General features: G+C 71.3%; 8 protein-coding genes. 7 read left to right on the top strand and 1 reads right to left on the bottom strand.

The features are described 5' to 3' along the window. Positions 1-166 precede the first annotated feature (166 nt). The 5 genes from ACGFNI_RS25755 (at position 167) to ACGFNI_RS25735 (ending at position 8,477) form a co-directional block, all read left to right on the top strand. Positions 167-1,549 carry a diaminobutyrate--2-oxoglutarate transaminase family protein gene (locus ACGFNI_RS25755; RefSeq protein WP_393687007.1) on the top strand — a complete coding sequence of 461 codons (1,383 nt, stop codon included), beginning with the start codon at positions 167-169 and terminating at the stop codon, positions 1,547-1,549. Further along, positions 1,546-3,483, top strand: a complete 1,938-nt coding sequence (locus ACGFNI_RS25750) for an IucA/IucC family protein (RefSeq protein ID WP_393687006.1) — start codon at positions 1,546-1,548, stop codon at positions 3,481-3,483. Before ACGFNI_RS25755 ends, ACGFNI_RS25750 begins: the two co-directional genes overlap by 4 nt. Positions 3,484-3,687: 204 nt before the next feature. Further along, positions 3,688-4,389 carry a GNAT family N-acetyltransferase gene (locus tag ACGFNI_RS25745; RefSeq protein WP_393687005.1) on the top strand — a complete coding sequence of 234 codons (702 nt, stop codon included), beginning with the start codon at positions 3,688-3,690 and terminating at the stop codon, positions 4,387-4,389. Positions 4,390-4,656: 267 nt separating this feature from the next. After that, positions 4,657-6,465, top strand: a complete 1,809-nt coding sequence (locus tag ACGFNI_RS25740) for an IucA/IucC family protein (protein WP_393687004.1) — start codon at positions 4,657-4,659, stop codon at positions 6,463-6,465. Positions 6,466-6,506: 41 nt separating this feature from the next. Beyond that, positions 6,507-8,477, top strand: coding sequence for an ATP-dependent DNA helicase (locus ACGFNI_RS25735; protein WP_393687003.1), 1,971 nt, complete (start codon positions 6,507-6,509; stop codon positions 8,475-8,477). Between the two features lie 107 nt (positions 8,478-8,584). On the opposite strand, the gene lexA is transcribed toward ACGFNI_RS25735, so the two are convergent. Further along, positions 8,585-9,385: a transcriptional repressor LexA gene (lexA, locus tag ACGFNI_RS25730; RefSeq protein WP_227044253.1), complete on the bottom strand. Its 801-nt coding sequence runs from the start codon at positions 9,383-9,385 to the stop codon at positions 8,585-8,587. Between the two features lie 549 nt (positions 9,386-9,934). On the opposite strand from lexA, the gene nrdR reads away from it, so the two are divergent. Continuing rightward, the gene (gene nrdR / locus ACGFNI_RS25725) at positions 9,935-10,471 is read left to right on the top strand and encodes a transcriptional regulator NrdR (RefSeq protein ID WP_393687002.1); all 537 of its coding nucleotides are present in this window, start codon (positions 9,935-9,937) and stop codon (positions 10,469-10,471) included. A gap of 123 nt (positions 10,472-10,594) precedes the next feature. After that, positions 10,595-13,468, top strand: a complete 2,874-nt coding sequence (locus ACGFNI_RS25720) for a vitamin B12-dependent ribonucleotide reductase (RefSeq protein ID WP_393687001.1) — start codon at positions 10,595-10,597, stop codon at positions 13,466-13,468. The last annotated feature ends 147 nt before the right edge of the window (positions 13,469-13,615 follow it).

The raw sequence follows: 13,615 nt of genomic DNA, 5'->3' as shown, positions 1-13,615 counted from the left end.
CGTGCGGACAGCGGAACTCGGGCCCCTGGTTCCGGCCTGCAAGGATCTTGCCGGTGACCGTGATCCTCTGAGGGAATCGTCGTTGGTACGTATGGGGGACACCCGGGCCGCTCCCCAGGGCCCGCACGCATCCGAACAGCACACCAGCAGGGGGGACACAACTGCCGTGGCGTTGACCGAAACCGTGCCGACGGCCCCGCCGCCGTTCCACGAAGGGATCCTGCGCCGGCAGGCCCTGCGTGAGTCCGCCGCCCGCACCTACGCGCGCTCCCTGCCGATCGTCCCGGTGCGCGCCCGCGGGCTGACGATCGAGGGCGCCGACGGACGGCGCTACCTCGACTGTCTCTCCGGCGCAGGCACCCTCGCCCTCGGGCACAACCACCCGGTGGTGCTCGAAGCCATCCGCACGGTCCTGGACTCCGGGGCGCCGCTGCACGACCTCGACCTGGCCACCCCCGTCAAGGACGCCTTCACCACCGAGCTGTTCGCCACCCTGCCCGGCGAGTTGGCCGAAAAAGCGCGGATCCGGTTCTGCGGACCGGCCGCCACCGACGCCGTCGGAGCCGCCGCCGCCCTCGTCCGCACCGCCACCGGCAGGGACGGCCTGCTGGCCTTCTCCGGGGCCCGCCACGGCCCGGCCACCGAAGCGCCCGCGGCAGCCGGCGGCGTCGGAGTGACCCGGCTGCTGCCCTACCCCGACGACCACCGCAGCCCCTCGGGCACCGGCGAACCCGGCGCCGGCCTCACCGCGCACCACCCCGAGAACCCCGTCGACGACCCGGACAGCGGCATCCCGCACCCCGCCGGACTGCTCGTCGAACCGGTCCAGGGCGAGGGCGGCGTCGTCCCCGCACCGGACGGCTGGCTGCGCCGCGTGCGCGACGCCACCGCGGCCCGCGGCATCCCGCTGATCGTGGACGAGACCCAGACCGGCGTCGGCCGCACCGGCACCTTCTGGGCCGTCGAACACAGCGGCATCGTCCCCGACGTCCTCGTCCTGTCGAAGGCGATCGGCGGCAGCCTGCCGCTCGCGGCCATCGTCCACCGCGAGGAACTGGACTGCCGGCCGCCCGACGCGCACGCCGGTGCCTTCCGCGGCAACCAACTCGCCATGGCAGCGGGCAGCGCCACCCTCGCCTACGTCCGCGCGAACGGCCTCGCCCGGCGCGCCGCCGACCTCGGCGCCCGGATGCTCGCCCGGCTCGGCACGCTCGCCGCCGCCCACCCCTGCATCGGCGGCATCCGTGGCCGCGGACTCCTGATCGGCGTCGAACTGACCGACCCAGAAGCCGAACCGGACGCCACCGGAGCCCGCCCCGCCCCGCACATCGCCGCCGCCGTCCAGCGCGCCTGCCTGGACCGCGGCCTGATCGTCGGACCCGGTGGCCGGCACGGCGCCGCCGTCCGGCTGCTGCCACCCCTGACCCTCACCGACGAACAGGCGGACGCGATCCTCGACCGCCTGGCCGACGCCATCGCGGCGGCGGTCCGCATGACCCCCGGGCCGACGGGCTCGTCCCCCACGACACTGCGAGGCACTTCCCGATGAACGAACGCCCCGGCACCGACGGAATCCCGGCCACCGAACGGGCCGCCGCCCACCACCAGGGCGCGGACACGATCGAACCGGCCGTACCGCGCCAGCAGCGCCGCGCCGCGGACGCCGCCTGCCACACCCCGGCGGATGACGGGCCGCCGCACACCGCGTGCGCCGCCCACCACACGGCCACCGATCCGCTGGACCACCCCGACCCCGCCGTCGCCGCCGACATCGCCGGCATCGAGAACCTGCTGCGCTGCTGGATCCGCGAGAGCGGCGGGCACCGCCCGTCCGGCGGCCGGCTGCGCATCCCCCTGCACGCCAGCGCCACCGCCCTGCACGTACCCGTCCACTACTGGTCGCCCACCGGCTGGCACCGTCTCGGCGCCCCCACCCTGGAGGGCACCCCCGCCGACGCCGCGCCTCTGGACGCCGTCACCCTCGCCGCCCTGCTCCGGCGCGAAGCCGCGCACGGCGCCCCCGGGGCCCGCGCCGAAGGCGACGGTGCCGAACTGGTCGGCCGGGTCGCCAACTCCGTCCGCAGCACCGCCGTCTTCCTCGCCGACCGGCGCGCCCACCCCGCCGACGACCAGAGCGCGCTCTTCCTCGAAGGGGAACAGTCCCTGCTCCTCGGCCACCCGCTGCACCCCACCCCCAAGAGCCGCGAGGGCCTCACCGACGCCGAGACCCGCGCCTACTCACCCGAACTGCGCGGCGCCTTCCCCCTCCACTGGATGGCCGTGCACCGCTCGGTCCTCGCCGCCGACTCCGCCTGGACCGAACGCGGCAAGCCCGTCACGGCCGAACAACTCGCCATCGGACTCGCAGGCGGCTGCCACCCGCTCCCCGACGACACCGTCCCGTTGCCGCTGCACCCCTGGCAGGCCAGGGAACTCACCGCACGCCCCGACGTCGCCGCCCTCATCGACCGGGGACAGCTGCACGACCTCGGTCCCGGCGGACCGCTGTGGCACCCCACCTCATCCGTCCGCACCGTCTACCGCCTCGGCGCCGACGCCATGCTCAAGCTCTCCCTCGGCCTGCGCATCACCAACTCCCGCCGGGAGAACCTCCGCAAGGAACTCCAGCGCGGCGTGGAGGTGCACCGCCTGCTGCGCACCGGCCTCGCCGAGCGCTGGCAGGCCGCCCACCCTGGCTTCGACATCGTCCGCGACCCCGCCTACCTCGCCGTCGACGGCCCCGACGGCGAACCCGTGCGGGGTCTGGACGTCGTCGTCCGCCACAACCCCTTCACCACCGCCGACGACGCGGTCTGCGTCGCCGGGCTCACCTCACCCCGCCCCTGGCCCGGCAGGACCGGCATGCGCTCCCGGCTCGCGGTCCTCGTCACCGCACTCAGCGCCCGCACCGGCCGCACACCGGGCGCCGTCGCCACCGAATGGTTCCTCCGCTACCTCGAAGCGGTCGTACGCCCCGTCCTGTGGCTGGACGGCACGGCAGGCGTCGCGCTGGAGGCCCACCAGCAGAACACCCTCGTGCTGCTCGACCCGGACGGCTGGCCCGCCGGCGGCCGATACCGCGACAACCAGGGCTACTACTTCCGCGAATCCCGGCGAGCGGCCCTCACCGCGCGGCTGCCCGGCATCGGCGAGGTCAGTGACACCTTCGTCCCCGACGATGTCACCGACGAGCGTTTCGCCTACTACCTCGGCATCAACAACGTCCTCGGCCTCATCGGGGCGTTCGGCGCGGAGGGGCTGATCCGCGAGGAAATCCTGCTCGCCGCCTTCCGCCGGTTCCTCGCCGAGGCCGCTGCCGCACCTGCCGAGCACCGTTCCCCCCTGGCCGAACACCTGCTCACAGCCCCTACCCTGCGCTGCAAGGCCAACCTCGCGACCCGGCTACAGGGCCTGGACGAACTCGTCGGCCCCGTGGACACCCAATCCGTCTACCTCGCACTGCCCAACCCCCTGGTCTCCTAGAGGTCTTCACTCCCTCCCGCCTCGCGGAAGCCAGGGTTGCGGACTCACTCGTACAGGTGGAATCGGCGAACTTCCGCCCGGCTTCCGGGCGGACGGGGAGAACCTGACGACTCCTGGAGGACACCCCAGGTCTCCGTCCGCCCTGGCCCGGCCCCGGACCGCGCCGACCCGCGTACCCCGGGGCCACGAGAGGAGAGCGTCGCCGTGCCACCCACCCGATCCGGCACCGGATCCGACTCCGATGACACCCTCGACCTGCAACTCCCGCCCGAGCCCGGAGCGTTGTCCGCCGAGGACATCAGGTCGCGGCGGGCCGCCGGCACCCCCGCCGCCGGCCCACTCCTCGACGGACTGGCAGGCTGGGCACCCGCGGACACCCCGGCCGGGCCGTTCGCCCTCGTCCCCGTCGACCTCGAACGTGACCTCGCGCGGATCGCGGACTGGATGAACGATCCGGCGGTCGCCGCCTTCTGGGAACTGGCGGGGCCCAGCGCGACGACCGCGGCCCACCTGCGCGCCCAACTCGAAGGCGACGGGCGCAGCGTCCCCTGCCTCGGTGTCCTGGCCGGCGTCCCGATGAGCTACTGGGAGATCTACCGCGCCGACCTCGACCCGCTCGCCCGGCACTATCCGGCCCGTCCGCACGACACCGGTATCCACCTCCTCATCGGCGGGGCAGCCGACCGGGGACGCGGCCTCGGCACGACCCTGCTGCGCGCCACCGCCGATCTCGTCCTCGATCACCGGCCGCGGTGCGGACGTGTCGTCGCCGAACCCGACCTGCGCAACACCGCCTCCGTCGCCGCCTTCCTGACCGCCGGGTTCCGTTACGCGGACGAGGTCGAACTGCCGGACAAACGGGCGGCCTTGATGATCCGCGACCGCGTCCATCGCCATCTGCTCTGATCCCGGGGCCGTCCATCGACGGCCCCGTTCCCCTTCCCGGACCCTGCCCTTCACTCCCGTTCATCCGCTTCGTCCCCCGCCCCCGCCGCGCCGTGCCTGACGTGTTCCGCCCTCCGAAATCGGCCACTTCCCGTGTGTGATCCGGCACCGCGGGTCACACTCGTCACATCCATCCGTCCAGCCACGCATCCAACCGCCCATCCACCACCCGGGATCCCCGGCTGTCCCCCGCCCGTGCCGGTGCGGTCCCGCTTCGAGGAGTCCCCCTTGCCTCCTGAGCCCCAGCCCCAGCCCCAGCCCTCGCACAGCGCCTGGCAGCACGCCGCGCGACGCCTGCTCGCCAAAACCCTGGCGGAGTTCGCGTACGAAGAGATCATCAGCCCCGAGCCCGACGGCACGGCCCCCGACGGCACCACCCCGGACGGCCCGGAACCCGACGGCGCCCAGTGCTACCGGCTGCCCGTCACCGACGACCTCGTCTACCGCTTCACGGCCCGCCGCGGCGCCTACGGGCACTGGCGCGTCGACCCCGCATCGCTCACCCCCGACGGCGACCCCCTGCACTTCCTCGCCCGCGCCCACGACACGATCCTGGAGCTGTCCGGCGACACCACCGGCCACCTCATCCGCGAGGTGACCGCCACCCTCGCCGCCGACACCCGGCTCGACACCACGGCGCTGAACGCCGCCGATCTGGCGGACCTCGACTACGCCGCACTCGAAGGCCGCCAGACGGGCCATCCCTGGCTCGTGGCCAACAAGGGCCGGCTCGGATTCTCCGCAGCCGACGCCGCGCAGTGGGCCCCCGAGGCCCGCACCCCGCACCGCCTGCCCTGGATCGCCGCACACCGCGACCTCGCCCACTACCGCGGCATCCCCGCACTGGCCACCCCCGATCATCTCTACAAAGAAGAGCTCACCCCCGCCCTTCTCGACAGCTTCGCCCGCACCGTCACCGCCGAAGGCCGCGACCCCGCCGACTACCTCTACCTCCCCGTCCATCCCTGGCAGTGGGACGAGACCATCGCCCCGCTCTTCGCGCCGCAGCTCGCCGACAGATCCATCATCGCGCTGCCCACTGACAACGACCTCAGACTCCCGCAGCAGTCGATCCGCACCTTCCTCAACCTCAGCCGCCCGCAGGCCCGTACGGTCAAACTGCCGCTGTCCATCCTCAACACCCTCGTCTGGCGCGGCCTGCCGACCGAACGCACCCTCGCGGCCCCCGCCGTCACCGCCTGGGTCCAGGAACTCCGCGACAGCGACCCGTACCTGCGCGATGAGACCCGGGTGATCCTCCTCGGCGAAACCGCTTCGGTCACCGTCGAACACCCCCTCTACGACCGGACTCCCGGCGTCCCGTACCAGTTCAAGGAACTCCTCGGCTGCATCTGGCGCGAGCCGCTCACCCGCCACCTCGACCCCGGTGAACGCGCCCGCACCCTGGCCGCGTTGCTCCAGACCGATCCCCAGGGCCGTTCCCTGACCGCCGAGTTGGTACGGCGTTCCGGCCTGTCACCGCAGGCCTGGCTGGGCCGCCTGTTCGCCGCCCTGCTGCCGCCGCTGCTGCACTTCCTCTACCGCTACGGCACGGTCTTCTCCCCGCACGGCGAGAACGCCATCGTCGTCTTCGACGCGCACGACGTCCCCGTCCGCCTCGCGGTCAAGGACTTCGTCGACGACGTCAACACCAGCGCGACGCCCCTCCCGGAGCACGCATCGATGCCGGACGACGTCCGGGAGGTGCTGCTCACCGAACCGCCCTCGTTCCTCACCCAGTTCATCCACTCCGGCCTGTTCATCGGCGTCTTCCGCTACCTCGCGCCGCTCTGCGAAGATCAACTCGGCGTCCCGGAGGGCGAATTCTGGTCACTCGTGCGAGCGGAGATCCTGCGCCACCACCGCCGCTTCCCGGAGCTCAAGGAGCGCCACGCGGCCTTCGACCTGCTCACCCCCCGCATCGACCGGCTGTGTCTGAACCGCAACCGTCTGCACACCGACGGCTACCGTGACCGCGCCGCGCGCCCGCACGCCACGGTGCACGGGACCGTGCCGAACCCCCTGCACGCGCCATGACGGGGCGGGCTGTCAGTGGTCCCGCGTAGGCTTGCCACGCTATGACGAAGCCCTCCCTCCCCGATCTGCTCCATGCCGCCGTCACCGCCGTCGGCGGCACCGAGCGCCCAGGCCAGGTGGCGATGGCCGAGGCCGTCGCCGAGGCCGTGGACAACCAGGCCCATCTGCTCGTGCAGGCCGGCACCGGCACCGGAAAGTCCCTCGGCTATCTGGTGCCGGCGCTGGCCCACGGCGAGCGCGTGGTGGTCGCCACGGCCACCCTCGCGCTGCAACGCCAGCTCGTCGAGCGCGATCTTCCGCGCACGGTCGACGCCCTGCACCCGCAGCTGCGCCGCCGCCCCGAGTTCGCCATGCTCAAGGGCCGCTCCAACTACCTCTGCCTGCACCGCCTGCGCGAAGGCGTGCCGCAGGAAGAGGAGGAGGCGCTCTTCGACCCGTTCGAATCGGCGACCCCGACCAGCAAGCTCGGCACGGACCTGCTGCGGTTGCGCGACTGGGCCGACGAGACCGAGACCGGCGACCGCGACGCTCTCACCCCCGGGGTCTCCGACCGTGCCTGGGGCCAGGTGTCGGTCTCCTCGCGGGAGTGCCTGGGTGCGTCGAAGTGCGCGTACGGCGCGGAGTGCTTCGCCGAGGCGGCCAGGGAGCGCGCCAAGCTCGCCGATGTCGTCGTCACCAATCACGCGCTGCTCGCGATCGACGCCATCGAAGGCGCCCCGGTCCTGCCGCAGCACGAAGTCCTGATCATCGACGAGGCCCACGAACTGGTCTCCCGGGTCACCGGTGTGGCCACCGGCGAGCTCACTCCCGGCCAGGTCAACCGCGCCGTCCGCCGGGCCGCGAAGCTCGTCAACGAAAAGGCCGCCGACCAGCTGCAGACCGCGTCGGAGACCTTCGAGCGGCTGATGGAGCTGGCCCTGCCCGGCCGCCTCGAAGAGATCCCCGAGGAGCTCGGCTACTGCCTCATGGCGCTGCGGGACGCGGCCCGTACGGTCATCGCCGCCCTCGGCTCCACCCGCGACAAGAACGTCCAGGACGAGGACGCGGTCCGCAAGCAGGCACTCGCCTCGGTGGAGAGTGTCCACGCCGTCGCCGAGCGGATCGCGAACGGCTCCGAGTGGGACGTGGTCTGGTACGAACGCCACGACCGCTTCGGGGCGTCCCTGCGCGTTGCGCCCCTCTCGGTCTCCGGGCTGCTGCGCGAGAAGCTGTTCACCGACCGGTCGGTGGTGCTGACCTCCGCCACCCTCAAGCTGGGCGGCGACTTCAACGGCGTCGGCGCGTCCCTGGGACTGTCACCCGAGGGCACCGAGGGCGAGGACGTCCCGGTCTGGAAGGGCCTGGACGTCGGATCGCCGTTCGACTACGGCAAGCAGGGCATCCTCTACGTCGCCAAGCACCTCGCCCAGCCCGGCAGGGAGGGCAGCCGGGACGACATGCTCGACGAGCTGGCGGAGCTGATCGAGGCGGCCGGCGGCCGGACGCTGGGGCTGTTCTCCTCGATGCGCGGCGCGCAGGCCGCGGCGCAGGCGATGCGCGGCCGTCTCGACATGCCGGTTCTCCTCCAGGGCGAGGAGACCTTGGGCGAGCTGATCCGCACGTTCGCCGAGGACGCCAGGACCTGCCTGTTCGGCACGCTGTCCCTCTGGCAGGGCGTGGACGTGCCGGGCCCGAACTGCCAGCTGGTGGTCATGGACCGGGTGCCGTTCCCGCGTCCGGACGATCCGCTGATGAGTGCCCGGCAGAAGGCGGTGGAGGAGGCCGGCGGCAACGGCTTCATGGCGGTCGCCGCCACCCATGCGGCGCTGCTGATGGCCCAGGGAGCGGGCCGCCTGGTGCGCGCCACGGGCGACCGCGGTGTGGTCGCCGTCCTGGACCCCCGTCTGGAGCGGGCCCGCTACGGCTCGTTCCTCCGCAAGTCGATGCCGGAGTTCTGGTACACCACCGACCGCAATCAGGTCCGCAGGTCGCTGGCGGCCATCGACGCCGTGGCGCAGCAGGAAGGGAAGTAGCGGGGCGCAGCCGGGCGGGCCGGGGGGAGCGGCCCGGCCCGGATGAGGACGGCGCAGAGCCCCGGAACCGGCGCAGTGGTCCCGGGGCTCGGTCGTGAGGGCGTGGTTCAGACCCGCCGCAGCACCGCCACCACCTTGCCGAGGATGGTGGCCTCATCGCCGGGAATCGGCTGGTAGGCGGAGTTGTGGGGGAGCAGCCACACATGGCCGTCCTCGCGCTTGAAGCGCTTGACGGTGGCCTCGCCGTCCAGCATCGCCGCGACGATGTCGCCGTTCTCGGCGACGGGCTGGCGGCGGACGGTGACCCAGTCGCCGTCGCAGATCGCGGCCTCGATCATGGAGTCGCCGACGACCTTGAGCACGAACAGCTCGCCGTCACCGACCAGTTGGCGGGGGAGCGGGAAGACGTCCTCGACCGATTCCTCGGCCAGGATCGGACCACCGGCGGCGATCCGGCCGACGAGCGGGACATAGGAGGCCGCGGGCTTGCCCGCCGTCTCCGTGGCCGCGCTGGTGGTCTGGTCCGAGCCGCGGACCTCGTACGCCCGGGGGCGGTGCGGGTCGCGGCGCAGGAAGCCCTTGCGCTCCAGGGCCATCAGCTGATGGGCCACGGACGAGGTGCTGGAAAGCCCCACGGCCTGGCCGATCTCACGCATCGACGGCGGGTAGCCGCGACGCTGGACCGAGTCCCTGATCACCTCGATCACCCGGCGCTGGCGGTCCGTGAGCCCGGAGCTGTCGGCCCGGATCCCTGGCGGGCGTCCCGGCAGCGACCGCGTGGGCTTCTGCTCGTCGGAGTCCAACGTGGCGTCGTCCATCGGCCTGCTCCGTGCCGTCTGAGGATTCTCGAACCGGCTCTGGGAGTGGCTCTGTGCGGTGATGGTCGCGCTGTCTGCGGTGGTGGTCACGTCGGCCCCTCTCGGAATGTGCTCCCTAGTTAGCCAACGGTAGTTGCTTTCGAAAGGTTGCGCCAAACACACGTTCGAGTGAAAATTTGCTGATTAGCTGACTCGATCGAGTGGCTGGGTGTATGGCCGATGTGTTCGAACGGCGTCCCGACCCTGCGCGGGTCGCCCTCCGCCCGACTCTTCGTTCCGGCCGGGGGTTCCGTGGCTGCGCGATCGACGCGCCGGGGGCCCGGTCGCGCCATGGCCGATTCTGTCATCTCCGCCCCTGTGCCCCGCCGTCCGGGTGGCTTCCCGTACCCTCGTGAGCGACCTCCACGGCCCGCCCCCACCGCGACACGCGGTAGGCGGTTATAAGCGGCCCGACACCACATCTAGTGCTTTGATGGCGACAACCGCCTACAAGTTGTGGTGCCTGGTCCTTCCGGGCCTCGGGGATCGCCTATGCTGGTGGCTGCGCCGAAGGGCCCGTACGGGCCGTCCGGAGGCCATTCAGCCGTACGTGGATTCCAGTGGCGTACGTCCGTTTCCGAGGGTGAGGAGGGTGGAGCCATGCACTGCCCCTTCTGCAGGCACCCTGACAGCCGGGTCGTCGACAGCCGCACCACCGACGACGGCACATCGATCCGGCGACGGCGCCAGTGCCCCGACTGCTCCCGTCGTTTCACCACCATCGAAACGGCGTCCCTGACGGTGATCAAGCGCAGCGGGGTCACCGAACCCTTCAGCCGCAGCAAGGTCATCGCGGGAGTGCGCAAGGCGTGCCAGGGCCGTCCGGTCACCGAGGATGCGCTCGCCAAGCTCGGCCAACGGGTCGAGGAGGCGGTGCGCGCCACCGGCAGCGCCGAGCTGTCCACCCACGACGTCGGGCTCGCCATACTGGGCCCGCTGCGGGAACTCGACCTCGTCGCGTACCTGCGCTTCGCGTCCGTGTACCGGGCCTTCGATTCGCTTGAGGACTTCGAGGCGGCCATCGCCGAGCTGCGGGAGCAGCGCGAGCAGGGACCGCCCGAGCGGGACTGCGGGACGGACGGTGCGGCCGACGGCCAAGCCGTCCCGGTGCCCGGACCCGCCATCGCCGCCGGCTGAGCCCGGCGCGCATCCAGAACCTGACCGGGGCACGTGCAGGCGCCCCGGGATCAGTCAGACATACACCGTGCCACGGGAAGAAGTGCGCACATATGGGCGTTTTCGCCCGTACAGGGAGGCGGAATGACAGAGACGACGAGCGGCCCGGCACGCGGCTCCCGCGCAAAGGGCAGCAAGGCGAGCAAGGGTCTGCGCATCGAGCGCATCCACACCACCCCCGGCGTGCATCCGTACGACGAGGTGGAGTGGGCGCGTCGTGACGTCGTCATGACCAACTGGCGCGACGGCTCGGTCAACTTCGAGCAGCGTGGCGTCGAGTTCCCCGACTTCTGGTCGGTGAACGCGGTCAACATCGTCACGAGCAAGTACTTCCGCGGCGCGGTGGGTTCGCCGACCCGTGAGGCGAGCCTCAAGCAGCTCATCGACCGCGTGGTCAAGACGTACCGCAAGGCGGGCGAGGACAACGGCTACTTCGCCTCCCCGGCGGACGCCGAGATCTTTGAACACGAGCTGGCGTACGCGCTGCTCCACCAGGTCTTCAGCTTCAACTCGCCGGTGTGGTTCAACGTCGGCACCGCGCAGCCGCAGCAGGTCAGCGCCTGCTTCATCCTGTCCGTCGACGACTCCATGGAGTCGATCCTGGACTGGTACAAGGAAGAGGGGATGATCTTCAAGGGCGGCTCCGGCGCCGGCCTGAACCTCTCCCGCATCCGCTCCTCCAAGGAGCTGCTCTCCTCCGGCGGCAACGCGTCAGGCCCGGTCTCCTTCATGCGCGGCGCCGACGCGTCGGCCGGCACCATCAAGTCGGGCGGCGCCACCCGCCGCGCGGCCAAGATGGTCGTCCTGGACGTCGACCACCCCGACGTCGAGGCCTTCATCGAGACCAAGGTGAAGGAAGAGGAGAAGGTCCGCGCGCTGCGCGACGCCGGCTTCGACATGGACCTGGGCGGCGACGACATCACGTCCGTCCAGTACCAGAACGCCAACAACTCGGTCCGAGTGAACGACGAGTTCATGAAGGCCGTCGAGTCCGGCTCGAAGTTCGGTCTGCGCGGCCGGATGACCGGCGAGGTCATCGAAGAGGTCGACGCCAAGGGCCTGTTCCGCAAGATGGCGGAGGCGGCCTGGGCGTGTGCCGACCCCGGCATCCAGTACGACGACACCATCAACCACTGGCACACCTCGCCGGAGTCGGGCCGGATCACCGCGTCCAACCCCTGCAGCGAGTACATGCACCTGGACAACTCCTCGTGCAACCTCGCCTCGCTCAACCTCATGAAGTTCCTGCGCGACGACGACCAGGGCAACCAGTCGTTCGACGCCGAGCGCTTCGCGAAGGTCGTCGAGCTGGTCATCACCGCGATGGACATCTCCATCTGCTTCGCCGACTTCCCCACCGAGAAGATCGGCGAGACCACCCGCGCCTACCGCCAGCTGGGCATCGGCTACGCCAACCTCGGCGCCCTGCTGATGGCCACCGGCCACGCCTACGACTCGGACGGCGGCCGTGCGCTGGCCGGTGCCATCACCTCCCTGATGACCGGCACCTCCTACAAGCGCTCCGCCGAACTGGCCGCCGTCGTCGGCCCGTACGAGGGTTACGCCCGTAACGCGGACGCCCACAAGCGCGTCATGAAGCAGCACGCCGACGCCAACGGTGCCGCGGTGCGCGCCGACGACCTGGACACCACGGTCTGGGCCGCGGCCACCGAGGCGTGGCAGGACGTGCTGCGCCTGGGAGAGAAGAACGGTTTCCGTAACGCGCAGGCTTCGGTGCTCGCGCCGACCGGCACCATCGGCCTGATGATGGACTGCGACACCACCGGTGTCGAGCCGGACCTGGCCCTGGTCAAGTTCAAGAAGCTGGTCGGCGGCGGCTCCATGCAGATCGTGAACAACACGGTCCCCAAGGCGCTCAAGCGGCTCGGCTACCAGCCCGAGCAGGTCGAGGCGATCGTCGCGCACATCGCCGACCACGGCAACGTCGTCGACGCGCCGGCCCTCAAGCCGGAGCACTACGAGGTCTTCGACTGCGCCATGGGCGCCCGTTCGATCTCCGCGATGGGCCACGTCCGCATGATGGCCGCGGCGCAGCCCTTCCTCTCCGGTGCGATCTCCAAGACGGTCAACGTCCCGGAGACGGCCACCGTCGAGGAGATCGAGGAGGTCTACTTCGAGGGCTGGAAGCTCGGCCTGAAGGCGCTCGCGATCTACCGCGACAACTGCAAGGTCGGCCAGCCGCTGTCGGCCAAGAAGAAGGAAGAGGCGAAGGCCGAGGCGCCGGAGCCGGCGACCGAGAAGGTCGTCGAGTACCGTCCGGTCCGCAAGCGCCTCCCCAAGGGGCGTCCCGGCATCACCACCTCCTTCACGGTGGGCGGCGCCGAGGGCTACATGACCGCCAACTCCTACCCGGACGACGGTCTGGGCGAGGTCTTCCTGAAGATGTCCAAGCAGGGTTCGACCCTCGCGGGCATGATGGACGCCTTCTCCATCGCGGTCTCGGTGGGCCTCCAGTACGGCGTGCCGCTGGAGACCTACGTCTCGAAGTTCACCAACATGCGCTTCGAGCCGGCCGGCATGACCGACGACCCGGACGTGCGGATGGCGCAGTCGATCGTCGACTACATCTTCCGCCGCCTGGCGCTGGACTTCCTGCCCTTCGAGACGCGTTCGGCGCTCGGCATCCACTCCGTCGAGGAGCGCCAGCGTCACCTGGACACCGGTTCCTACGAGCCGGCCGAGGAGGTCGACGTCGAGTCGCTGGCGCAGTCCGCGCCGCTCCAGACCGAGGCTCCGAAGGCCGCCCCGGCGGTCCAGAGCGCCGAGGAGACCGCGGCTCCTGCGCCCCGGCAGGCGCACACCAACGCCGAACTGGTCGAAATGCAGCTCGGCATCAACGCGGACGCCCCGCTCTGCTTCTCCTGCGGCACGAAGATGCAGCGGGCGGGCAGCTGCTACCTGTGCGAGGGCTGCGGCTCCACGAGCGGGTGCAGCTGATTTCGGAGCTCTCCCGTGAGCGTCCGTACGTGCTCATGACCTCCGGGTGACCCTTCGGAGGTGAGAAAGGGAGCCGGCTGAGAAGCCGGCTCCCTTTCGGCATGGGCGTACGCCGTCACGGCACGATGGCCACGTCCGGTGAATCCT

The sequence above is a fragment of the Streptomyces sp. NPDC048644 genome, assembly GCF_043199105.1.
Taxonomy (GTDB): domain Bacteria; phylum Actinomycetota; class Actinomycetes; order Streptomycetales; family Streptomycetaceae; genus Streptomyces.
Note: the sequence above shows the minus strand (reverse complement) of the source record. Positions and strands in the feature narration are given on the sequence as shown.